Source organism: Pseudoxanthomonas mexicana (assembly GCF_046736355.1).
Taxonomy (GTDB): Bacteria; Pseudomonadota; Gammaproteobacteria; order Xanthomonadales; family Xanthomonadaceae; genus Pseudoxanthomonas_A; species Pseudoxanthomonas_A mexicana_B.
The window spans coordinates 1,714,631-1,737,695 of the sequence record NZ_CP157201.1 but is presented as its reverse complement, the minus strand read 5'-3'; the positions used below and the strand labels follow the sequence as shown (position 1 = coordinate 1,737,695).

Annotated in this window: 22 protein-coding genes and 1 pseudogene; all 23 read left to right on the top strand. The window is 70.3% G+C overall.

Going from position 1 to position 23,065, the window contains the following annotated elements; all coding sequences use genetic code 11:
- Positions 1-86 precede the first annotated feature (86 nt).
- The 23 genes and pseudogenes from AAG688_RS08025 to AAG688_RS07915 all read left to right on the top strand — a co-directional run bounded on the left by AAG688_RS08025 (position 87) and on the right by AAG688_RS07915 (position 22,852).
- Positions 87-596 carry a flagellar basal body-associated FliL family protein gene (locus AAG688_RS08025; protein WP_411834815.1) on the top strand — a complete coding sequence of 170 codons (510 nt, stop codon included), beginning with the start codon at positions 87-89 and terminating at the stop codon, positions 594-596.
- A 15-nt stretch (positions 597-611) separates the two neighbouring features.
- Positions 612-1,646 carry a flagellar motor switch protein FliM gene (gene fliM, locus AAG688_RS08020; protein WP_411834814.1) on the top strand — a complete coding sequence of 345 codons (1,035 nt, stop codon included), beginning with the start codon at positions 612-614 and terminating at the stop codon, positions 1,644-1,646.
- A complete protein-coding gene (gene fliN / locus AAG688_RS08015) occupies positions 1,643-1,975 on the top strand; it encodes a flagellar motor switch protein FliN (RefSeq protein WP_411834813.1) in 333 nt (110 codons plus the stop codon). Before fliM ends, fliN begins: the two co-directional genes overlap by 4 nt.
- A 5-nt stretch (positions 1,976-1,980) precedes the next feature.
- Entirely contained in the window at positions 1,981-2,379 is a 399-nt protein-coding gene (gene fliO, locus AAG688_RS08010) for a flagellar biosynthetic protein FliO (RefSeq protein ID WP_411834812.1), read from the top strand.
- 8 nt (positions 2,380-2,387) lie between these two features.
- Positions 2,388-3,194 carry a flagellar type III secretion system pore protein FliP gene (fliP, locus tag AAG688_RS08005; RefSeq protein WP_411834811.1) on the top strand — a complete coding sequence of 269 codons (807 nt, stop codon included), beginning with the start codon at positions 2,388-2,390 and terminating at the stop codon, positions 3,192-3,194.
- A 122-nt stretch (positions 3,195-3,316) separates the two neighbouring features.
- Positions 3,317-3,586 carry a flagellar biosynthetic protein FliQ gene (locus tag AAG688_RS08000; protein ID WP_411834810.1) on the top strand — a complete coding sequence of 90 codons (270 nt, stop codon included), beginning with the start codon at positions 3,317-3,319 and terminating at the stop codon, positions 3,584-3,586.
- Between the two features lie 161 nt (positions 3,587-3,747).
- Positions 3,748-4,539, top strand: a complete 792-nt coding sequence (gene fliR / locus AAG688_RS07995; RefSeq protein WP_411834809.1) for a flagellar biosynthetic protein FliR — start codon at positions 3,748-3,750, stop codon at positions 4,537-4,539.
- 68 nt (positions 4,540-4,607) lie between these two features.
- Positions 4,608-5,192: a TetR/AcrR family transcriptional regulator gene (locus AAG688_RS07990; protein WP_411834808.1), complete on the top strand. Its 585-nt coding sequence runs from the start codon at positions 4,608-4,610 to the stop codon at positions 5,190-5,192.
- 77 nt (positions 5,193-5,269) lie between these two features.
- On the top strand, positions 5,270-5,572 hold the full coding sequence (locus AAG688_RS07985) for a hypothetical protein (RefSeq protein WP_411834807.1): 303 nt from the start codon (positions 5,270-5,272) through the stop codon (positions 5,570-5,572).
- Between the two features lie 197 nt (positions 5,573-5,769).
- Positions 5,770-7,956 carry a glycoside hydrolase family 3 N-terminal domain-containing protein gene (locus AAG688_RS07980; RefSeq protein ID WP_411834806.1) on the top strand — a complete coding sequence of 729 codons (2,187 nt, stop codon included), beginning with the start codon at positions 5,770-5,772 and terminating at the stop codon, positions 7,954-7,956.
- Between the two features lie 205 nt (positions 7,957-8,161).
- Positions 8,162-9,139 (top strand): diguanylate cyclase, encoded by a 978-nt coding sequence (locus tag AAG688_RS07975; protein WP_411834804.1) that lies wholly within the window; start codon positions 8,162-8,164, stop codon positions 9,137-9,139.
- 335 nt (positions 9,140-9,474) lie between these two features.
- On the top strand, positions 9,475-10,617 hold the full coding sequence (gene flhB, locus AAG688_RS07970) for a flagellar biosynthesis protein FlhB (RefSeq protein ID WP_411834803.1): 1,143 nt from the start codon (positions 9,475-9,477) through the stop codon (positions 10,615-10,617).
- Positions 10,614-12,713 (top strand): flagellar biosynthesis protein FlhA, encoded by a 2,100-nt coding sequence (gene flhA / locus AAG688_RS07965; protein ID WP_411834802.1) that lies wholly within the window; start codon positions 10,614-10,616, stop codon positions 12,711-12,713. The genes flhB and flhA overlap by 4 nt, the downstream gene beginning before the upstream one ends.
- Before the next feature lie 173 nt (positions 12,714-12,886).
- Positions 12,887-14,473 carry a flagellar biosynthesis protein FlhF gene (gene flhF / locus AAG688_RS07960; RefSeq protein ID WP_411834801.1) on the top strand — a complete coding sequence of 529 codons (1,587 nt, stop codon included), beginning with the start codon at positions 12,887-12,889 and terminating at the stop codon, positions 14,471-14,473.
- Positions 14,463-15,344, top strand: coding sequence for a MinD/ParA family protein (locus AAG688_RS07955; protein WP_411834800.1), 882 nt, complete (start codon positions 14,463-14,465; stop codon positions 15,342-15,344). The genes flhF and AAG688_RS07955 overlap by 11 nt, the downstream gene beginning before the upstream one ends.
- Complete coding sequence (locus AAG688_RS07950; protein WP_411834798.1) at positions 15,341-16,090, top strand: RNA polymerase sigma factor FliA; 750 nt, start codon at positions 15,341-15,343, stop codon at positions 16,088-16,090. The genes AAG688_RS07955 and AAG688_RS07950 overlap by 4 nt, the downstream gene beginning before the upstream one ends.
- Positions 16,091-16,340: 250 nt before the next feature.
- Entirely contained in the window at positions 16,341-16,721 is a 381-nt protein-coding gene (locus AAG688_RS07945) for a chemotaxis response regulator CheY (RefSeq protein WP_411834797.1), read from the top strand.
- A 1-nt stretch (position 16,722) separates the two neighbouring features.
- On the top strand, positions 16,723-17,322 hold the full coding sequence (locus AAG688_RS07940) for a protein phosphatase CheZ (RefSeq protein WP_411834796.1): 600 nt from the start codon (positions 16,723-16,725) through the stop codon (positions 17,320-17,322).
- A 129-nt stretch (positions 17,323-17,451) separates the two neighbouring features.
- Entirely contained in the window at positions 17,452-19,308 is a 1,857-nt protein-coding gene (locus tag AAG688_RS07935; RefSeq protein ID WP_411834795.1) for a chemotaxis protein CheA, read from the top strand.
- Between the two features lie 195 nt (positions 19,309-19,503).
- Positions 19,504-20,243 (top strand): annotated as a pseudogene (locus AAG688_RS07930) (flagellar motor protein).
- A 13-nt stretch (positions 20,244-20,256) separates the two neighbouring features.
- Positions 20,257-21,222: a flagellar motor protein MotD gene (gene motD, locus AAG688_RS07925; protein ID WP_411834794.1), complete on the top strand. Its 966-nt coding sequence runs from the start codon at positions 20,257-20,259 to the stop codon at positions 21,220-21,222.
- On the top strand, positions 21,222-22,010 hold the full coding sequence (locus AAG688_RS07920; RefSeq protein WP_411834793.1) for a ParA family protein: 789 nt from the start codon (positions 21,222-21,224) through the stop codon (positions 22,008-22,010). Before motD ends, AAG688_RS07920 begins: the two co-directional genes overlap by 1 nt.
- Positions 22,007-22,852, top strand: a complete 846-nt coding sequence (locus AAG688_RS07915; protein WP_411834792.1) for a chemotaxis protein CheW — start codon at positions 22,007-22,009, stop codon at positions 22,850-22,852. Before AAG688_RS07920 ends, AAG688_RS07915 begins: the two co-directional genes overlap by 4 nt.
- Positions 22,853-23,065 lie beyond the last annotated feature (213 nt).

Here is a 23,065-nt window from a genome sequence, read left to right as displayed (position 1 = left end):
CGCCGTCAAATCGCCGACGAGCCGTCCCCGCGCCGGCGGCACGCTGCTTGCATCACTCCTGCAGACCCACAAGGAGATTGCATCGCGTGTCCGCCGCCGAAAAACCCGTGACCAAGCCCGGCAAGGCCAAGGGCGAGAAGAAAGCCGGCAAGCGCTGGCTGTTGATCGTGATCGCCGTCGTCGTCCTCGCCGCCGGAGGCGCCGCCGCCTGGTTCTTCACCCGCGACACCGGCGGGGACGAGAAACCGGCCGCGGCCAAGCCGGCCAGCGTGCCGGCGCCCGCGCAGTACTTCGCGATGGAGCCGCCGTTCGTGGTCAACCTCTCCGGCAGCGGCAGCGCGCGCTACCTGCAGATCGAGGTGCAGCTGATGACCCGCAGCGCCGAGGCGCTGCCGCTGATCCAGCTGCACGCGCCGGCCGTGCGCGCGCGCCTGCTGATGCTGTTCGCCCAGCAGGAAGCCCCGGCGCTGATGAGCCGCGAAGGCAAGGAGAAGCTGCAGAAGGAAGCGCTGGCCGAGGCCAGGAAAGTGATGGCCGCCGAGACCGGCAAGGGCCAGATCGACGATCTGCTGTTCACCAGCTTCGTGATGCAGTAAGGAACCGCCGCGATGATGAGCGACCTGCTATCGCAAGACGAAATCGACGCCCTGCTGCACGGCGTCGATTCGGGCGCCATCGAGACCGAGGAACCGCCGGTCGATCCCGGCGTCGCGCGCCCGTACGACTTCTCCACCCAGGACCGCATCATCCGCGGCCGCCTGCCGACCCTGGAGATGATCAACGAGCGCTTCGTGCGCACCTGGCGGATCGGCCTGTTCAACCTGCTGCGCCGCTCCTCCGAGCTGTCGGTGCGCGGCATCGAGATGATCAAGTTCGGCGAGTACATGCACTCGCTGTACGTGCCGACCAACCTGAACCTGATCAAGTTCAAGCCGCTGCGCGGCGTCGGCCTGATCGTGTTCGAGCCGCGGCTGGTCTACACCGTGGTCGACAACTTCTTCGGCGGCGACGGCCGCTACCCGACCCGCATCGAGGGCCGCGAGTTCACCCCGACCGAGATGCGCGTCATCCAGTTGCTGCTCAAGCAGACCTTCGCCGATCTGGTCGAGGCCTGGGCGCCGGTGATGAAGGTGGACTTCGAGTACATCAATTCCGAGGTCAACCCGCACTTCGCCAACATCGTCAGCCCGCGCGACTACGTGGTGGTCAGCCGCTTCCACGTCGAGCTGGACGGCGGCGGCGGCGACCTGCACATCACCCTGCCCTACGCGATGCTGGAGCCGATCCGCGAGCTGCTGGACGCCGGCATCCAGTCCGACCGCGTGCACGAGGACGACGCCTTCCGCGACAGCGTGCGCGAGGCCCTGCGCTCGGCCGAGGTCACCGTGAGCAGCGTGCTGGCCGAAAGGCGCATCAGCCTGCGCCAGCTCACCAGCCTGAAGATCGGCGACGTCCTGCCCATCGACCTGCCCAGGCAGGTCGCGGTCTGCGTCGAGCAGACGCCGGTGTTCACCGGCGAATTCGGCACGTCCAACGGCAACAACGCCGTCAAGATCGTCGCCACCCATCCGCCCGGCACCCAGCAGCCCTCCGCCGCGGCCAGGCCGGCAACGATTCCCGCATCCATCGAGGAAACCCTCCCGTGAACTCCATCCAGACCGAAGCCGATCCGGCCCAGTTCGAAACCCTGCAGGACGAAAGTGTGCGCGCCGAGGACATGAGCCTGGACGTGATCCTCGACGTGCCGGTGGTGCTGTCGCTGGAGGTCGGCCGCGTGCGCATGCCGATCCGCAGCCTGCTGCAGCTCAACCAGGGCTCGGTGGTCGAACTCGAACGCGCCGCCGGCGAGCCGCTGGACGTGTTCGTCAACGGCACCCTGATCGCCCACGGCGAGGTGGTCGTGGTCAACGATCGCTTCGGCGTGCGGCTGACCGACGTGGTCAGCCCCAGCGAGCGCATCCGGCGCCTGCGGTGAGCGGCATGTTCGCCCTGATCGCCACCGCCGCCGCCAGCGCGGCCGCGCCGGCGCAGAAGATCGGCCAGCACGCGCCGGCCACGCCCGGCATCGGCGGCGCGCTGGTCGGCCTGCTGCTGGTGCTGGCGCTGATCTTCGGCCTGGCCTGGCTGCTCAAGCGGATGCCCGGCGGCGGGCTGGGCCTGCGCGCCAGCGAGCAGCTGCGCGTGGTCAGCGTGCTGGCGGTGGGCGGCAAGGAACGCGTGGCGGTCATCGAGGTCGGCGGCGAGCAACTGCTGATCGGCGTGGCCGCCGGTGGCGTCAGCCTGCTGCACCGCCTGCCCGAGCCGCTGCCGGCCGCGCCGGCGCCGCAACTGCCCAACTTCGCCGAATTGCTGGCCAAGCGCCTGCGCAAGGACAACTGAGAAAGAACATGCGTCGCCTCCTGCTTCCCCTGCTGTTCCTGCTGTGCCTGTGCGCACCCTCGCTGGCGCTGGCGCAGGCGCAGCCGGCCGATCCGCCGGCCAACGCCGCCGCGCCGGCCAACGCGCCCGCCGCCTCGCCGACCCTGCCCGCGCTGCCCAGCGTGACCGTCGGCCAGATCGGCGACAACAAGGTCAGCCTGCCGCTGCAGACGCTGCTGCTGATGACGGCGATCACGCTGATCCCGTCGGCGCTGCTGGCGATGACCGCCTTCACCCGCATCGTCATCGTGCTGGCGCTGCTGCGCCAGGCGCTGGGCACCGGGCAGACGCCGTCCAACCAGGTGCTGGTGGGGCTGGGCCTGTTCCTGACCATGCTGGTGATGCTGCCGGTCGGCGAGAAGGCCTGGGCGCAGGGCATGGCGCCGTACCTCAACGGCCAGATCGATTTCTCCACCGCCTGGACGCTGACCACCGGCCCGCTGCGCGACTTCATGCTGGCGCAGGTGCGCGAGACCGACCTGATGACCTTCGCCGGCCTGGCCGGCCACGGCGCCTACGCCGGCCCGGCCGACGTGCCGTTCCCGATCGTGGTCGCCTCGTTCATCACCAGCGAACTGAAGACCGCCTTCGAGATCGGCTTCCTGATCTTCATCCCGTTCGTGATCATCGACCTGGTCGTGGCCAGCGTGCTGATGTCGATGGGCATGATGATGCTCTCGCCGATGCTGGTGTCGGCCCCGTTCAAGATCCTGCTGTTCGTGCTGGTCGACGGCTGGGTGTTGATCGTCGGGTCGCTGGCGGCCAGCTTCAATTAGAGGAGTGAGCGGAGAGGAGTGAGGAGTGAGAAAAGCATTTTCCCACCCATCACGATTTCCCTCTCCCGTCACTCCCGCTTCTACTCACTCCTCACTCCTCTCCGCTCACTCCTCGCTCCCAAATGACTCCCGAACTAGCCCTGACCGAACTGCGCGGCGGCCTTGAAATCGCGCTCTGGGTGGCCGGCCCGCTGCTGCTGGTGGTGCTGGTGGTCGGCGTGGTGGTCGGCGTGATCCAGGCCGCGACGCAGTTGAACGAGCCAACCATCGCCTTCGTCGCCAAGGCGGTCGCGCTGACCGCGGCGCTGTTCGCCACCGGAAGCTGGCTGATGGGCACGCTGGTCGAGTACACGACGCAGTTGTTCCAGCGGTTGCCGCATTTGATTGGCTGAAGACTGGGAAGAGCGAGGAGTGAGCGGAGAGGAGTGAGGAGTGAGTGAAACCGCTCCAGGTCTGATACTGCCCAACTCACCGTTTTTTCTCCTTCCTCACCCTGACATCCCCCGCCTCGCTCTTACTCACTCCTCACTCCTCTCCGCTCACTCCTGCTCCAATGGACTCCGCAACCCAAATGGTGATCGACGGCCAGCAGGCCTTTGCGATGATCAATGCGGTGCTGTGGACCCTGCTGCGGACCGGGGCGCTGCTGATGGCCGCGCCGCTGATCGGCACCCGCGCGGTGTCGGTGCGGGTGCGGGTCATCGTCGCCGCGGCGCTGGCGATGGCGCTGATGCCGATGCTGCCGGCGCCGCCGGCGCAGATCGCCTTCGATGCGCCGACCGTGCTGACCGTGCTGCGCGAACTGGCGCTGGGCGTGAGCATGGGCTTCATGCTGCGGCTGGCGTTCGAGGCCGGCGCGCTGGCCGGCGAACTGATCTCTCAGGGCACCGGCCTGGCGTTCGCGCAGATGTCCGATCCGCTGCGCGGGGTCAACTCCGGCGTGGTCGGCCAGTGGTTCTACCTGGCCTTCGGCCTGCTGTTCTTCACCCTCAACGGCCATCTGGCGCTGGTCTCGCTGCTGGTGGACAGCTACCGCGCGCTGCCGGTGGGCCACGCGCTGCCCGACACCGCGGCGATGCTGGCGGTGGCGCCGACGTTCTTCATGCAGGTGCTGCGCGCCGCGCTGGGCCTGGCGCTGCCGGTGATGGTGGCGATGCTGGCGGTCAACCTGGCCTTCGGCGTGCTGGGCCGCGCCGCGCCGGCGCTCAACCCCATCCAGCTCGGCCTGCCCACCGCGCTGCTGCTGGGCCTGTTCCTGCTGGCGCTGCTGGCCGGCGAACTCGGCCCGCCGGTGCAGCGCATCTTCGACCTGTCCTTCGACGCGGCCCGCCAGATCAGCGCCTGACGCGGCACGGATCACCTCCGGCCTGGCACGGCATAGAATTCCCTGACGCGTCCTGAGGGGGAGTCCGCGTGAATCCGATCGTTCCGCTCAAGAGGCGGTCCAGCCAGGAAACCCGTGAGGCGGTGCTGGAAGCGGCGCGCAGGCTGTTCTTCAGCAAGGGTTTCGAGCAGACCACGCTGCAGGACCTGGGTCGCGCCACCGGCCTGAGCGCGCGCGGGGTCACCCTGCATTTCGAGACCAAGGCCGACATCATCGCCACGCTGCTGATCCGCGACTACGCCGCGCGCGTGGCGCCGCCGCTGGACCGGCACACGACCTGCGCTCGCCGCATCCTCGACTTCTACCTGTGGACCGCGCGCGAGGACATGGCGATCTTCGTCGCGTTCCCCGCGCTGTGGGGCGTGTCGGCGCGCTGGTCCTGCCGGATCGAGGCCGAGTTCGACGCCACCCTGCACCGCCTGCGCGAACCGGTGCGGCGCGAACTGGCGCGCGGCATCGCCGCCGGCCAGTTCCGCATGGTCGACATCGCCCACGCCGACGAACTGCTCTGGCAGAGCTACCAGCACGGCCTGCGCGCGGTGGCCGTCACCGGCGGCACGCCCGCGCTGGCGGTACCGCGGGTGCACCGCACGCTGGAAATCCTCGCCGCGTAGACCGCTCGACCCCGTTGCGGGCAGACGGCCGTTCGACCCGGCAACCGGCGACCATCGCCGCCTTCCCGGAGATGTCCATGAACAAGATCATGTGGTTCGCCCTCCTTGTCTTGCTGCTGGCTGTCGCGGCCGCGTCCTGCTTGAAGCGGAACGCGCTGCATCCACGGCTCCGTGCGAATGCGTCCGTCACCCACGAGGTACCGATGGCCTTCTGCAACGGCCTGGTCCGGCTGGGATACGACCCGCGATCGGACGGCACGCCGGCCTACTACGACAATCGCACCGGCGAACTGCTGGTCGATTGCGCCGGCCTGTTGACGAACCTGCCGCCGGAACAGCGCCCGGTGTGCCCGCCGCCGGAGTGGACCTGCGACAAGTGAAGGCGCGTGGACGTATCGCCGCGGCACGGTCGGGCATGCGCCTCCCTCCCTTTCGCCCATCATCCCGGCTTGCGCTGGGCTGACGGCTGGCAAAGGGAGCCGAATCACCCCCTTCGAACGAATCAGCCGCTGGATTGACCGGCCTTGAAAACGTTTTCATAATCCCGGCTTTCGCAATCCCCCGCTGGAGCCGCCCGATGCCGATGGACCTGCACGCCCGCGTGGAAGCGCTGATCGCGCAGATGACGCTGGAGGAGAAGATCGGGCAGCTGGGCGCGTTCGCCGATGCGGTGCGGCCGTTCGCCTTCGAGGTCAACCCGGAGACCTTCGCCCGCGACGCCGAGCAGGTGCGCGGGCAGATCCGCGCCGGCCGCGTCGGCGCGCTGTTCAACGGCGTGGGCGCGGCCGAGGGGCGCGAGGCGCAGCGCATCGCGGTGGAGGAAAGCCGGCTCGGCATCCCGCTGCTGTTCGGCGCCGACGTGATCCACGGCATGCGCACGGTGTTCCCGATCCCGCTGGCCGAGGCGGCCAGCTTCGAGCCGGAACTGGCGCGGCGCACCGCGCGCGCGACCGCCGTCGAGGCCACCGCCGCCGGCCTGCACTGGACCTTCGCGCCGATGGTCGATGTCGCCCGCGACCAGCGCTGGGGCCGCGTGGCCGAGACCTCGGGCGAGGACACCCACCTGGCCAGCGCGTTCGCGGTCGCGCGCGTGCAGGGCTTCCAGGGCGAGGACCTCACCGCGCCCGACTCGCTGCTGGCCACGCTGAAGCATTTCGCCGCCTACGGCGCGGTCGCCGCCGGGCTGGACTACAGCAGCACCGACATGTCGCCGCAGACGCTGCGCGAGGTGCACCTGCCACCGTTCCAGGCCGGCATCGCGGCCGGGGCGCTGACGCTGATGAGCTCGTTCAACGACATCAACGGCGTGCCGGCCTCGGCCAACCGCGAGCTGCTGACCGACATCCTGCGCGGGCAGTGGGACTTCGGCGGCTTCGTCGTGTCCGACTACACCTCCGACTTCGAGCTGATCGCGCACGGCTACGCCGAGGACGAGCGCGACGCCGCGCGCCTGTCGCTGCACGCCGGGCTGGACATGAGCCTGCAGAGCGGCATCTACGCACGCCACCTTGCCGGGCTGGTGGAAAGCGGCGCGCTGCCGCTGGCGACGCTGGACGAGGCGGTGCGGCGGGTGCTGCGGGTGAAGGCGGCGGTCGGCCTGTTCGACGATCCCTACCGCTGCCTGGATCCGGCGCGCGAGGCCGACGCCTCGCACCTGCCCGCGCACGATGCGCTCGCGCGCGACGCGGCGCGGCGCTCGATCGTGATGCTGAAGAACGCGGGCGACGTGCTGCCGCTGCGCAAGGCCGGCCAGCGCATCGCCCTGATCGGCCCGTTCGGCGAGGACCGCGACAACATCGGCGGCTGCTGGAACATCTTCGGCGACCGCAGCCGCGACGTCGACCTGGCCAGCGGCCTGCGCGCGGCGCTGGACGATCCGGACATGCTGGCGATCGTGCGCGGCTGCGACTTCGAGGCGCCGCTGGCAGGCGGCATCGAGGCCGCGGTGGCGGCGGCGCGCGCGGCCGACGTGGTGCTGCTGGCGATCGGCGAGCCGGAGGACTACAGCGGCGAGGCGCAGTCGCGCCTGGGCATCACGATCCCGGCCGCGCAGCAGGCGCTGGCCGAGGCGGTGGCCGCCGCCGGCACGCCGGTGGTGGCGCTGCTGCGCAACGGCCGCGCGCTGGCGCTGCACGGCGCGGTGCGCGACGCGCAGGCGATCCTGGTGACCTGGTTCCTCGGCACCCAGACCGGGCACGCGGTGGCCGACGTGCTGTTCGGCGACTACAGCCCGTCGGCGCGGCTGCCGGTGAGCTTCCCGCTGGACTCCGGCCAGCAGCCCTACTTCTACAACCACGCCCGCAGCGGCCGCCCGGAACTGCCGGACCAGCCGTGGGCGTTCAAGAACCGCTGGCGCGAGATCCCGCATGCGCCGCTGTACCCGTTCGGCCATGGCCTCGGCTACGCGCGCTTCGAGTACGGCGCGCCGGTGCTGGAAAGCGACACCCTGCGGTGGGACGGCACGCTGACCGTGCGCTGCGCGATCCGCCATGCCGGCGGCCCGGCCGGCGAGGAAGTGGCGCAGTTGTACATCCACGACCGCGTCGCCAGCCGGGTGCGGCCGGTGCGCGAGCTGAAGGGTTTCGCCAAGCTGCGGCTGGAACCGGGGCAGGCCACCGAGGTGGGCTTCACCCTGACCCGCCACGATCTCGCCTTCCATGACGCGCACAACCGGCTGACCGCCGAGCCGGGCGAGTTCGACCTGTGGGTCGCGCCGTCGGCGCTGGCCGGCGAAGCGGTGCGTTTCCGCCTGCTCGCGCCCTGATCCCGGATGCCGCGCCTCTGCCTGCCGGATGCGTGAACCGGGCTTCAGCCAGGTGACGGCGGCGGCGCAGGCACGCAAGGCCACCGGCCTATAATGGCCGGCGCCCTGCGGCCGGGCGCACCGCAAGCCGCGCATCGCGGCCCTCCTGCCGGCCCCCGGCGTCCACGGCCCCGCACCCGGGTGCATTTGCGCACCCCGATCCGGCATGAACCTGAGAACCCGCGATTTCCGCCTGGAAATCATCACCCTGCTGGGACTGTCCACCGCGCTGGTGATCGGTTCGTTCGCGATCTATCGCTGGCTGCGCGGTGAATTGCTGGTCGCGGGGATCGATCTGGCGATCGTCGGCTGCATCCTGGCGCCGGTGTCCTATGCCCGCCTGACCGGCGACAGCCGCCGCGCCGGCAAGGCGCTGTGCCTGATCAACAGCGCCGCCTGCGTCGCGGCCAACCATTTCATCGGCGCCGAGGCGCTGACCTGGGTCTACCTGGTCCTGCTGACCAACTTCTTCATCGCCGACGGCCGTTTCGCGCTGGTCGTCAACCTGCTGATGATGGGCCTGCTGTGGCTGCTGCCGGGCAGCGGCACCGAAGGCTTCCACGCCATCCCGGTGCTGGCGACCGCGGCGCTGACCACGCTGTTCTCCTACCTGTTCGCCGTCCGCATCCAGGACGATCGCTCGCAGCTGCAGACCCTGGCCGCGATCGACGCGCTCAGCGGCGTGCCCAACCGGCGCACGATGGAGCGCGTGCTCGCGCAGGTGGTCGCCGACCGCCGCGGCGAGCGCCGCTACGGGCTGGTGGTGCTGGACGTGGACCACTTCAAGGAGGTCAACGACCGCTACGGCCACGCCGCCGGCGACGCCGCCATCGCAGACCTGGCGGCGATCCTGCGCTTCGAGATGCGCCGCGGCGACCAGGTGTTCCGCTTCGGCGGCGAGGAGTTCGTGATGCTGCTGCGGGTGGACGACCGGCACGCGCTGGAGACCGCGGCCGAGCGGCTGCGCAAGGCCGTGCGCAACTCGCTGCGCGGCCCGGGCGGCCGCATCACCGTCTCGCTGGGCGCGGCGATGCTGGCCTGCGAGGAGGACTGGCACGACTGGTTCTCGCGCGCCGACGCGGCGCTGTACCGGGCCAAGTCGGGTGGGCGGGACAGTTGCATGATGGCGGACGATTTGTTTTGAAGCTGGGAATGGGGAATGGGGAATGGGGAATGGGGAATGGGGAATGGGGAATGGGGAATGGGGAATGGGGATTCGGGATTCGGGATTCGGGATTCGGGATTCGCAACCATGCTGCCGCTGAAAACCGCAACGGCAATCCTTCCCCTTTGCCGTCATCCCAGCGAAAGCTGGGATGACGAGCAACGGCGGCGAGCGACCGCGGTAGGCTCTTCCCCATTCCCCATTCCCCATTCCCCATTCCCCATTCCCCATTCCCAGCCCCACCCCGCCCAATTCCCGTCACCCGACTGGAACGACTCTTGCAACGCCAACGCGACTCCCCCTGAAAGCGCGACATGGCCGAGCAGGACGAAAGCGGCGAACGCACAGAACAGCCAACAGAAAAACGGCTGCGCGAAGCCCGCGAGAAAGGCAACGTCCCGCGATCGCGCGAGCTGGCGACCGCCGCGGTGTTCAGCGCCGGCGTGCTGGCGGTGCTGGCGATGGCGCCGTCGCTGGCGCGCAACGCGCTGGGCTGGATGAAGGCGGCGCTGTCGCCGCCGCCGGCGCTGTACGGGCACCCCGACGAGCTGTTCGGCCATACCGGCGCGCTGCTGCTGAAGCTGCTGCTGGTGATCGCGCCGGTGGCGGCGATCTGCGTGCTGGCCGGCCTGGCCGGGCCGACGCTGATGGGCGGGCTGCGCTTCTCCTCCAAGTCGCTGATGCCCGACTTCAAGCGGCTCAGCCCGATGGCCGGGCTCAAGCGCCTGTACGGCCCGGAGAGCATCGCCGAATTCATCAAGTCGCTGCTGCGCGTGGTCATGGTCGGCGGCGCGGCGGCGCTGTGCATCAAGCTCGGCCTGGACCAGTTGCGCGGGCTGCTGACCATGCCGCTGGAGGCCGCCGCGCGCAGCGGACTGGGCTTCACCGCCACCCTGCTGATGGCCACTGCCGGCGCGCTGGTGCTGCTGGCCGCCATCGACGCGCCGTACCAGAAGTGGAACTACACCCGCAAGCTGAAGATGACCCGGCAGGAACTGCGCGAGGAGATGAAGGAGTCCGAGGGCCGTCCCGAGGTCAAGGGCCGCATCCGCCAGTTGCAGCAGCAGATGTCGCAGCGGCGGATGATGGAGGACGTGCCCAAGGCCGACGTGATCGTGGTCAACCCGACCCACTACGCGGTCGCGCTGAAGTACGAGGCCGGGCAGATGGGCGCCCCGCGGGTGCTGGCCAAGGGCGTGGACGAGCTGGCCTTCCGCATCCGCGAACTGGGCGAGCAGCACCGGGTCGCCATCGTCTCGGCGCCGCCGTTGGCACGCGCCTTGTATAGGGAAGGCGAAATCGGTCGGGAAATCCCCGTGAGACTCTACGCCGCCGTCGCCCAGGTCCTGTCCTACGTCTACCAGCTGCGCGCCTGGCGCGGCGGCGTGGCCGACTACCCGGATCTGCCTGCGGTCGAGGTCGATGAGCACGCCGGCAAGCCGGGAGGCCGTGCATGAGCGCCCAGCCCGCCGCCGCCGGCTCGCGCCGGATGATGGACGCGCTGCGCGCCGGCCTGGGCGCGCCGCTGATCGTGCTGGCACTGCTGGCGATGGTGGTGGTGCCGCTGGCGCCGCCGGTGCTGGACGCGCTGTTCAGCTTCAACATCGCCATCTCGCTGGTGGTGCTGCTGGCGGTGGTCTACGTGCGCCGGCCGCTGGACTTCACCATCTTCCCCATCGTGCTGCTGATGACCACGATGCTGCGGCTGGCGCTCAACGTCGCCTCCACCCGCGTCATCCTGCTCAACGGCCAGGACGGCCATGAGGCCGCCGGCAAGGTCATCGCCGCGTTCGGCGAGTTCGTGGTCGGCGGCAACTACGCGGTCGGCATCGTGGTGTTCGCGATCCTGACCATCATCAACTTCGTGGTCATCACCAAGGGCGCCGGGCGCATCTCCGAGGTCACCGCGCGCTTCATCCTCGACGCCATGCCCGGCAAGCAGATGGCCATCGACGCCGACCTCAACGCCGGCCTGCTGACCCGCGAGGAAGCCAAGGCCCGCCGCGAGGAAGTGCGCGAGGAAGCCGACTTCTACGGCGCGATGGACGGCGCCAGCAAGTTCATCCGCGGCGACGCCATCGCCGGCATCCTGATCCTGTTCATCAACCTGGTCGGCGGCTTCGCCGTGGGCATGCTCCAGCACGGCATGCCGGCGGCCGACGCCGCGGCGACCTACACCCTGCTGTCGATCGGCGATGGCCTGGTGGCGCAGTTGCCGGCGCTGCTGGTGTCCTCGGCGGTGGCCATGCTGGTCACCCGCGCCTCGCGCGCGCAGGACATGGGCGGGGCGATGGTCAGCCAGGCCTTCGGCCAGCATAAGGCGCTGGCGGTGGCCGCCTCGCTGCTGGGCCTGGTCGGGCTGGTGCCGGGCATGCCCAACGTCGCCTTTTTGACGCTGGCCGCGGTCCTCGGCTACATCGCCTGGCGGCTATGGAAGAAGGAGCAGAATCCGGCCGCGGCGGCCGGCGACGACGACCCGGCCGCCCTGCCCGCTCCCGGCGGCGCGGCGTCCGCCAATCCCAACGCCGAGCTGACCTGGGACGAGCTGCGCCCGGTCGATCCGCTGGGCCTGGAAGTGGGCTACCGGCTGATCCCGCTGGTGGACAAGAACCAGGGCGGCGAGCTGATGTCGCGGATCAAGGCGATCCGCCGCAAGCTGACCCAGGATCTCGGCTTCCTGATCCCGCCGGTGCACATCCGCGACAACCTGCAACTGCCCTCCAACGGCTACCGGCTGATGATCCACGGCGTGCCGGTGGCCACTGCCGAGATCCACCCCGACCGCGAACTGGCGCTGGATCCGGGCGGCGCGTTCGCCCCCATCGACGGCATCGCCGGCAAGGATCCGGCGTTCGGCCTGGACGCGGTGTGGATCCAGCCCAGCCAGCGCGCGATGGCCGAATCGCTGGGCTACACGGTGGTCGATGCGGCCACCGTGGTGGCCACCCACCTGTCGCACCTGATCCGCGAGCACGCGCCGGAGCTGCTCGGCCACGAGGAAGTGCAGCAGTTGCTGGCCAACTTGGCCAAGAGCGCGCCCAAGCTGGCCGAGGACCTGACCCCGAAGGCGCTGCCGCTGTCGACCGTGGTGCGCGTGCTGCAGAACCTGCTGGTCGAGCGCGTGCCGATCCGCCAGCTGCGCCGCATCGCCGAGGCGCTGGTCGAGTTCGCCCCGCAGAACCCCGAACCCGGCGCGCTGACCGCCGCCGTGCGCACCGCGCTGGGTCGCTTCATCGTGCAGGAGATCTCCGGCATGTCGTCCGAGCTGCCCGTCTATACCTTGGCGGCGCCGCTGGAACGTGTCTTGCAGGACAGCACCCAAGGCACCGGCGCCGCGCTGGAACCCGGACTGGCCGAGCGCCTGCACCAGAGCCTGGCCGACGTGGTCGCCAAGCAGGAAGCACGCAGCGAACCGGCGGTGGTGCTGGTCCCCGGCCAGGTCCGCGCCGCACTGGCCCGGCTGGTCCGCCACAGCGTCCCGTCGCTGTCGGTGCTGGCCTACAGCGAGGTGCCGGAGGACAAGCGGTTGAAGCTGGTGGGAACCATCAGTTGAGGGTGCGGGATTGGGGAATAGGGAATGGGGAATCGCCAAAGCGATTCGGAGTTGGAGAGAGCAGTCATGACAAGAACGAGTAAAAGCAGGGCAAAGCGATACGGCGGATTCCACAGGGATCGCCATGCCGTTTCGATTCCCCAATCCCCAATCACCATTCCCGGCCACCAGCCATGAAAATCAAACGCTTCGTCGCCCCCGACATGCGCACCGCCTTCGCGATGGTGCGGCAGGAACATGGTCCGGACGCGGTCATCCTGTCCAACCGGATGACCGAGGACGGCATCGAGATCGTCGCGGCCAGCAACTACGACGAGGCGCTGGTGCAGCGCACGCTGGAGTCGATGCGCCCGGCCGGCCCGCAGTTCAGCGACCGCCCCGCCTCCGATGCGCTGTCGGCGATGCTGCAGTCGGCACCGCCATCGTCCGCGGCGCGCGCCGCGCACCCGTCCGCTGCCGGGTCGCACGCACCCTCGCCGGCCGAAGCAGCCGCCGCCTACTTCGGCAAGGCCGCCACCTCGCGCCAGAATCCCGCCGTCGCCGCAGCGCCGGCCACCGTCCCGCCCCCCGCCCCCCGCAAGGCCGCTGCCGCCCCGGCTGTCCCCGCCGCCGCCACGCCGGCGCCGGTGGCCGCGCTGCCGCCGGCCAACGATGCCTTCGGCAGCGACTCCTTCGCCGCCAAGCTGGCCGCCTGCCTGCCGCAGACGCCCGCGCCCGTCGCCGCCACGCCGGAGGAACCCGATTTCGACGGCCTGCCGATGCTGCCCCCGATCGCGCCCCCGGCCGCGCTGCCGGAAGAGCCCGCGCCGGCGCCGGTGCTGAGCGTGGTCGAAACCGCCGCCGAGGCGCGCGAGAACGACGAGCAGTTGCTGCAGATGCGCGCCGAGCTGTCGGCCATGCGCGAGATGATCGAGCGCGAGATGAGCCGCCTGACCGACGAGCGCCTGCGCGGCTCGCCGGTGCGCGCGCAGGCGCTGGACCTGATGGACGACTACGGCTTCGACGCCGGCCTGCAGCGCGACATCGCCCTGCAGATCCCCGCCGACACCGAGCTGCACCGCGGCCGCGGCCTGATGCTGGGCCTGCTGTCGAAGAAGCTGCCGATCGCCCCGACCGACCCGCTGGAGGAAGGCGGCGTGATCGCCCTGGTCGGCCCGACCGGCGCCGGCAAGACCACCACCATCGCCAAGCTGGCCGCCGCCTACGCCGAGCGCCACAACGCCCGCGACATCGCCCTGGTCACCACCGACACCGTGCGCGTGGGCGGCCGCGAGCAGCTGCACAGCTACGGCCGCCAGCTCGGCATCGCCGTGCACGAGGCTGACAGCGACGCCGGCCTGGCGCGCACGCTGGATCGGCTGCGCGACTACAAGCTGATCCTCATCGACACCGCCGGCCTGGGCCAGCGCGACCGCAGCCTGGTCGGCCAGCTCAACTGGCTGCGCTCGGCCGGCCAGGTGCGCACCCTGCTGGTGCTGCCGGCCAACTCGCATTTCGGCGATCTCGACGAGGTGGTCCGCCGCTTCAGCGGCGCCCGCCCCTCCGGCGTGGTCCTGACCAAGGTCGACGAGACCGGCCGGCTGGGCAGCGCGCTGTCGGTGATCGTCGATCACCAGTTGCCTATGGTATGGATCGCCGACGGCCAGCACGTGCCGCAGGATCTGCACCGCGCCAACGGCGCCAACCTGGTCCTGCGGCTGGATCAGCTGCGCCGCGAAGCCGACGAACCCTGCGCCCCGGAGACGATTCATGTCGCCTGACTTCCCCCTGGAAACCAACCCGCGCGACACCCCGCCGCTGGCCGGCGCGTTCCACCCGGTGCGCGTGATCGCCGTGACCGGCGGCAAGGGCGGCGTCGGCAAGACCAACCTGTCGGTCAACCTGGCCGTGGCGCTGGCCGAGATGGGCAAGCGCACCCTGCTGATGGACGCCGACCTGGGCCTGGCCAATGTCGACGTGCTGCTGGGCCTGTCGCCCAAGTACACCCTGGCCGACCTGGTCGCCGGGCGCTGCGAACTGAACGACGTGCTGCTGGAAGGCCCGGACGGGCTGCTGATCGTGCCGGCCTCGTCGGGCTTCCGCCACATGGCCGAACTGCAGCCGGCCGAGCACGTCGGCCTGGTCAACGTGTTCTCCGAGCTGCAGCACGAACTGGACGTGATGATCGTCGACACCGCCGCCGGCATCACCGACAGCGTGCTGACCTTCTGCCAGGCCGCGCAGGACACCATCGTGGTGGTCTGCGACGAGCCGGCCTCGATCACCGACGCCTACGCGCTGATCAAGGTGCTCTCGCGCGAGCGCGGCGTGGACCGCGTGCACGTCATCGCCAACATGGTCCGCGACCCCAACGAGGGCCGCAAGCTGTACGAGAAGCTGGCGCGCGTATGCGAGCGCTTCCTCGGCGACGTCGCCCTGCACTACCTGGGCGCGGTGCCGCAGGACGACTGGCTGCGCCGCGCCGTGCAGCGCCAGCAGCCGGTGGTCAAGGCCTACCCGGGCAGCCCGGCCTCGCGGGCCATCAACGAGATCGCCCGGCTGACCGCGCGCTGGCAGCCGCCGGCCAGCGCCCGTGGTAACGTGGAATTCTTCGTCGAGCGCATGATCAGTGCACGCGGGGTCGCCGCATGAATACGCCTGCCGCCCAGTACAAGGCCGTCCAGCGCGCCGCAGCCAACGACTGCGTCGCCCGGCACGCCGACCTGGTGCGCCGCATCGCCCACCACCTGGCCGCGCGCCTGCCCGCCAGCGTCGAGGTCGACGATTTGATCCAGGCCGGCATGATCGGCCTGATCGAGGCCTCGCGCAGCTACGACTCCGAGCAGGGCGCCTCGTTCGAGACCTATGCCTCGATCCGCATCCGCGGCTCGATGATCGACGAGATCCGCCGCGGCGACTGGGTGCCGCGCTCGGTCCACCGCCGCGCCCGCGAGGCCGCCGCCACCGTGCGCGAGATCGAGCAGCGCACCGGCCGCGCCGCCATCGCCACCGAAGTGGCCGCGGCGATGGACATGCCGCTGCCCGAGTACCTGCGCCTGCTGGAGGACGCCGCGCGCGGCCAGGTGCTGAGCCTGGAATCGCACATCGACGACCACGGCGAGCCGCACGCCGCGCGCACCGGCGGTCCGTCGCCGGAACAGCACCTGGAGCGCAGCGAGTTCCGCCAGTCGCTGATCAAGGCGATCGGCCAGCTGCCCGAGCGCGAGCAGCTGGTGCTGTCGATGTACTACGAGCAGGAACTCAACCTGAAGGAAATCGGCGCGGTGCTGGGCGTCAGCGAATCGCGGGTCTGCCAGATCCACGGCCAGGCGATGCTGCGCCTGCGCGGCCGGCTGGACGTGTACGAGACCGTCGACGCCGGTCTGGAAGATGATTGAGGGCGAGGGGTTAGGGACGAGAGGCGAGGGGCTAGGGGCTAGTGAACAGCGCATCGCCTGCCCGGCATTCCGGTGCAAGCCAGTCTCTAGCCTCTAGCCCCTCGTCCCTAGCCCCTCGTCCCTAGCCTCTAGCCCCTGGCCCCTGGCCCCTAAACATTCCCCCCCGCCTGCCGATATGACCATCGAGCGGCCCGATCCGCGCGCCCAAAACAAGAACTTCCCGGAGTCAGAAGTGACAGCCAACAAGAACATGCGGATCCTGATCGTGGACGACTTCTCGACGATGCGCCGCATCATCAAGAACCTGCTCAACGACCTGGGATACAGCAACACCGCCGAGGCCGACGACGGCTCGACCGCGCTGACCGCGCTGGCACAGGGCAACTTCGACTTCGTCGTCACCGACTGGAACATGCCGGGCATGACCGGCATCGAGCTGCTCAAGGCCATCCGTTCCGACGAGCGCTACAAGACCCTGCCAGTGCTGATGGTCACCGCCGAGGCCAAGCGCGAGCAGATCATCGAGGCCGCGCAGTGCGGCGTGAACGGCTACATCATCAAGCCGTTCACCGCGCAGACGCTGGAAGAGAAGCTCGGCAAGATCTTCGAGCGCCTGGGAGCGGTGGCCTGACATGGGTGCGACCACGGAAGCCACCAGCGCACGCGCCGAACTGACCGAACGCCTGCAGCATGCGCTCGACGCGCTGGAACAGGGCGACGAGAACGGCTGGCGCCGCGAACTGGACACCATCGCCGCCTGGCGCACGCAGCCGATGATGCAGGGCCTGGGCCGGCTCGCGCGCGAACTGGCGCAGACGCTGGGCGAACTGCCCTCCACCCACGACGACCTGGACGACGCCTGCGCGCGCCTGGATCACGTGGTCGAGATGACCGAACAGGCCAGCCACAAGACGCTGGACCTGGCCGAGCACTGCCGCGGACTGGCCGACCAGTTGGAAGCCACGATGCTCGACGACGCGCAGGCTGCGCTGGTCGACCAGATCCGCGCGCAACTTTCCGAACTGGCGCTGACCCAGAGCTACCAGGACCTGACCGGCCAGATCATCCGCCGCGTCGCCGGCGCGGTGCGCCGCGTGCACGAGGGCTTCGGTGCGCTCGGCCTGCCGCCGCCGGAAGGCAAGGGCCTGGCCGGCCCGGCCGTGGCCGGCCTGGATCGCGGCGCGTTCTCGCAGAGCGACGCCGACGATCTGTTGTCGGGGCTGGGGTTGTGATGAAGCAGGGATTCGGGATTGGGGATTGGGGATTCGAAAAGGCTCGAGACCTGTTCCCGCTCCGCTGAACCAACGCCAGCCCTCCGCTCCCGAATCCCGAATCCCCAATCACGAATCCCCGCCTCCCCAATGTCCGCCGTCACTCCCGAAATCGCCGCCGACTTCCTCATCGAGGCGCAGGAGATCCTGGATCGCCTGGGCGAGCAGCTGGTGGCGCTGGAACAGGACGTCGCCGACACGGCCCAGCTCAACGCGGTGTTCCGTGGATTCCACACCCTCAAGGGCGGCGCCGGTTTCCTCGGCATCACCGCGATGGTCAACCTGTGCCATGCCGCCGAGGAGGCGCTGGGCTCGGTCCGCGCCGGCCAGGCCACGCTGGAACCGCATCATTTCGATGCCGCCCAGCAATCGCTGGACTGGCTGCAGCAAATGCTCGACGCGGTCGCCGACGGCGACGACCCGCCGCATGCGCCGCAGTCCTTGATCGACCAGTTCGACGTGCATGCACCGGCGGCGGTGGCCGTCGCCACCGCGGCAGCGGCCAAGCCGCCTTCGGACATGATCGACGACGACGAGTTCGAGGCGCTGCTGGACCAGCTGCACGGCAAGGGCGCGCCGACCACCCCGGCCGCCGCGCCGGCGCCGGCGAAACCCGCCCCGGACCTGATCGACGACGACGAATTCGAGGCGCTGCTGGATCAGCTGCATGGCGCCGCCGCGCCCGGTGCGATCACGCCGCCGGCGGCCGCCGGCCCGTCGCCTGCCCCGGCACCGCCAGCGCCGCCCGCGCCGAAACCGGCCGCCAGGCCGGCCGCCGCGCGCGCCAACGGCGAGGCCGAGCAGACCATTCGCGTGGATACCAAGCGGCTGGACGCCATCGTCAACCTGGTCGGCGAGCTGGTGCTCTCGCGCAACCGCCTGAAGACGCTGCGCGCGCGCATCCGCGACGAAGAGCTGGACCGCGCGGTCAGCAGCCTGGACATCGCCACCGCGCGCCTGCAGTCGGCGGTGATGCGCACGCGCATGCAGCCGGTCGGCAAGGTGTTCTCGCGCTTCCCCAAGGTCGCCCGCGACGTCGCCCGCTCGCTGCAGAAGGAAGTGGACCTGCAGCTGGTCGGCGCCGACACCGAGCTGGATCGCAACCTGGTCGAGGCGCTGGCCGACCCGCTGGTGCACCTGGTGCGCAACGCCATCGACCACGGCATCGAGCTGCCGTCGCTGCGCGAGGCCGGCGGCAAGCCGCGCCAGGGCCACGTGCGGCTGTCGGCGCAGCAGGAAGGCGACTACGTCACCATCGAGATCCGCGACGACGGCGCCGGCATCGACCCCGAACGCCTGCGCGCCAAGGCGCTGGAAAAGGGCCTGATCGATCCGGAAGCGGCCGCGCGCCTGACCCATGACGAGTGCCTGCACCTGATCTTCCTGCCCGGCTTCTCCACCAAGGCCGAGGTCACCGACATCTCCGGCCGCGGCGTCGGCATGGACGTGGTGCAGTCGCGCATCCGCGAACTGAGCGGGCAGATCCAGATCCATTCCGAACTCGGCCGCGGCAGCCGCATCGTCATCCGCGTGCCGCTGACCCTGGCAATCCTGCCGACCCTGCTGGTGCAGGCCGGCGATCCGGTCTACGCGCTGCCGCTGGCGCGGGTGATGGAGGTGCTGCACGCGCCGGCCACCAGCCTGCGCTGGTTCGACGGCCAGCCGGTGCTCGACCGCCAGTCCACCACCCTGCCGCTGATCGAGCTGCGGCGCTGGCTGGGCACCGAGCCGATCTCCACGCCGCTGCTGACCATCGTGGTGCTGCAGATGGGCGACCAGCGCTTCGGCCTGATCGTCGACCAGGTGCGCGGCCGCGAGGAAGTGGTGATCAAGCCGCTGCCGCGCGCGGTGCGCGGCCTGCGCGGCTACGCCGGCGCGACCCTGATCGGCGACGGCCGGATGGCGCTGATCCTCGACGTGGACGGCCTGCGCGAAGCCGGCGGCTGAAGCGCTTCGCCGCGCAGGCTGCGACGCGCTTCCCGATTTTCGCCCTTGCCCGGCCGTTCCCCCTGAGACGCGGCGTGGAACCACGGCATTGGCACCGCTCGTGCATCGCAACCGGGGCGGTGGGCCGGCGTCCGGTTTCCGTCGCGCCCCGCCGTCCCGCTCAAGTCTGAACAGCCTGCGCCGATACCCGATTACATGGATATTTTCAGCCTCATCGGAATCCTGCTGGCGCTGGTGGCGCTGATCGGCGGCAGCATCCTCAAGGGGCCGGCCTGGGTTCGCTGTGGTCGGGCGCGGCCTTCGTCATCGTCATCCTCGGCACCATCGCCGCCATCCTCATCCATACCCCGCCAGCGGTGTTCAAGCGCGCGGCGAGGATCCTGGGCTGGGTGTTCCGCCCGCCGAACCGCGGCCGCGAGGAACTGGTCGGCCGCATCGTCGAGTGGAGCAACATCGCGCGCAAGCAGGGCCTGCTGGGGCTGGAGCCGCTGGTCGCCGACCAGGCCGATCCGTTCCTGCGCAAGGGACTGCAGATGCTGGTCGACGGCGTCGAGCCGGAATCCATCCGCCACATGCTGGAAATCGACCTCGGCGGCCAGGAGCACGAGGACCTGGCCGCCGCCAAGGTGTTCGAGGCGATGGGCGTGTACGCGCCGACGCTGGGCATCGTCGGCGCGGTGTTCGGCCTGATCGCGGTGATGAAGAACCTGGCCGATCCGAGCAAGCTCGGCCACGGCATCGCCGCCGCCTTCACCGCCACCATCTACGGCATCGCCTCGGCCAACCTGTTCTTCCTGCCGATGGCCAACAAGCTCAAGAGCGTGATCACCGGCCGCAGCCGCGAGCGCGAGATGATCATCGAGGGTCTGATCGCCATCGCCCAGGGCGAGAACCCGCGCAACATCGAATCCCGACTGGCCGGGTTCCTGCACTGACGGGGATGCGGACATGGCGCGCAGGAAATCCCACGAGGAACACGCCAACCACGAGGCATGGGCCATCCCCTATGCCGATCTGATGACGCTGCTGCTGGCGTTCTTCGTCGTCATGTACGCGATCTCGACCGTCAACGAGGGCAAGTACCGGGTGGTGGCCGACGCGCTGACCGCCGCGTTCGGCGGCGCGCCGCGCACGATCAGCCCGGTGCAGGTCGGCAACCACCAGTTGCAGGGCGCCGATTTCGACCGCCCCTCGCCGATGAAGTCGGGTGCCAGGATCGGCCCGTCCGCGCCCTCGCCCGCGCCCAACGTCACCCTGCTGGCGGCGATGGCCTCGCAGATGAACCTGTCGATGGAATCGCAGGGCATGCAGGAGGCGCAGCGCCAGCTCGAATCGATCGCCGGCGATCTGGAGCAGGCGCTGAAGCCGCTGATCGACGAGGAACTGGTGGTCGTCGCCCGCCACGACCTGTGGCTGGAAGTGAAGATCAACAGCGACATCCTGTTCGCCCCCGGCTCGGCCGCGCTGAGCCCGGCCGCGCAGCAGACCGTGGCGACCCTGGCCGGGGTGCTGGGCCAGGTGCCCAACTCGGTGCGGGTGGAAGGCTATACCGACGATCGCCCGATCAACACCTACCAGTTCCCGTCCAACTGGGAGCTGTCGGCGGCGCGCGCGGCCAGCGTCGTGCACCTGTTCATCCGCGACGGCATCCCGCCGGATCGGCTGGCGATGATCGGCTACGGCGAATACCGCCCGGTGGCCGACAACACCACCGCCGAGGGACGCAACGCCAACCGCCGCGTGCTGCTGATCATCCTCGCCGACGAAGCCACCGGCGCCGCCCCTTCCCCCGAACCGGCCAAGCCCGTGCTGGCCACGCCGGACATCGTCCTTCCCCCCGTCCCGCAGGCGTCGGCGCCGTTCCCGGCCGTCGCGAACGAGCCGCGGGCCGATGCCCACCAAGGAGTCAACTGATGCGCGTCTGGGCCATTGCCAACCAGAAAGGCGGGGTCGGCAAGACCACCACCACGCTCGCGCTGGGCCGCGGCCTGGCCATGCGCGGCGCGCGCGTGCTGCTGGTCGATCTGGATCCGCACGCCTCGCTCACCCGCGCCTTCGGCGTGCCGCCCGAACCGGCGCCGGCCGGCGTGCTCGAACTGTTCAACGAGCCACCGGCGGAACTGGCCAGCCTGGCGCGCGACACCGGCATCCCCGGGTTGCAGCACGTCGCCGCGCAGACCGCGCTGGCCACGCTGGAGCGCCGCAGCGCGACCCAGCCCGGCCTGGGCCTGGCGCTGAGCAACGCGCTGGCGCGCTGCGGCGACGGCTATGACTACGTGCTGTTCGACTGCCCGCCGACGCTGGGCCTGCTGATGGTCAATGCGCTGGCCGCCGCCGATCACCTGATCATCCCCACCCAGACCGAGCCGCTGGCGCTGCACGGGCTGGAAGGCATGTGCCGCACCGCCGACATGATCGAGCGCTCGCGCCGCCGCCCGCTGCCGGTGTCGGTGCTGCCGACCATGTACGACCGCCGCACCCGCACCGGCGCCGAGACGCTGCGCGAGATGCAGCGCCAGCACGGCCCGCGCGTGTGGGACGACGCCATCCCCACCGACACGCGCCTGTGCAACGTCGCCGCGCTGACCAGCACCGCGCCGGCCGAGCAGTATCCCGGCCGCGGCCTGTCCGCCTACCGCCGCGCGCTGGAATGGATCCTCGCCACCGAGGCGGCGGTGCTGGCAAGGACGGAGGCCGCATGAACGCCCAGCCCGTCCTCGACGACTACCTGATGTCGCTGCTGGAGACGCCGGCCGCGCCAGCGCCGGCTGCGCCTCCCTCCACACCGGGCGGAATGCCGGCGGCGGCCAGCGTGCAAGCCGCCCCCCGCCCCGATGACGCCGCCGCGGAAGCGCTGGCGGACGCCGTCGAAACCGCAGCCCCGCCGATGAACACACCCGCTCCCTCCCCCTTGCCCGCCGCCCCGGCGCCGGCACCGCCTGCGCCCCGCGTCGTGTCGCCGATCCGGCCCGTCGCGCCGGCGCCGGCACCGGCACGCGGCGAGCCGCCGCCCGCCCTGGAGCCGCGCCCGGCATTCGCCGCGCCGGCCGCCCCGCATTTCCGCATCCCGACCGCGCTGCTGCAGCAGCGCGACGACCTCGGCCACCACCGCCGCGCCACCGAGCGCACCTCGCGCTGGCTGCGGATGCGCTGCGACGACCAGCACTACGCGCTGGAACTGCTCAAGGTGCAGGAAGTGGTGCTGCCGGCCACGCTGCTGCCGCTGCGCGGCGGCGCCCGCCACATGCTTGGGGTGATGAACCTGCGTGGCCAGGTGGTGCCGGTCGTGGACCTGGGCCTGTACCTGGACCGCGCGCCCACCGCGATGGCGCCGTGCACCCGCATCGTCGTGCTGGAGGAAGGCGGCGAAGTGCTGGGCCTGCAGGTGACCGCGGTCGAGGACGTGACCAACCTGACCGACCAGCAGATCGAAGCGCCCGAGAACACCCGCGCCACCCGCATCACCAACAACCTGTTCCGCGGAGTGGCGCGGATCGGCCAGCAGACGGTGATCCTGCTGGATGCGTCGCAGTTGTTGAAGTGAGAAGGGCAGAGGCCAGGGGCCAGGGGCCAGGGGCCAGGGGCCAGGGATCAGGGACCAGGAGCGGCTTCATGGTGCGTAAGGTTCGTCGTCCTTCGGCTACGACAAGTGGTTCCCCAGCATCTAGTCCCTAACCCCTAACCTCTAGTCTCTAGTCTCTGGTCTCTGGCCCCTGATCCCTGCTTCTGCACACCCCATCACACATTCACACATCCC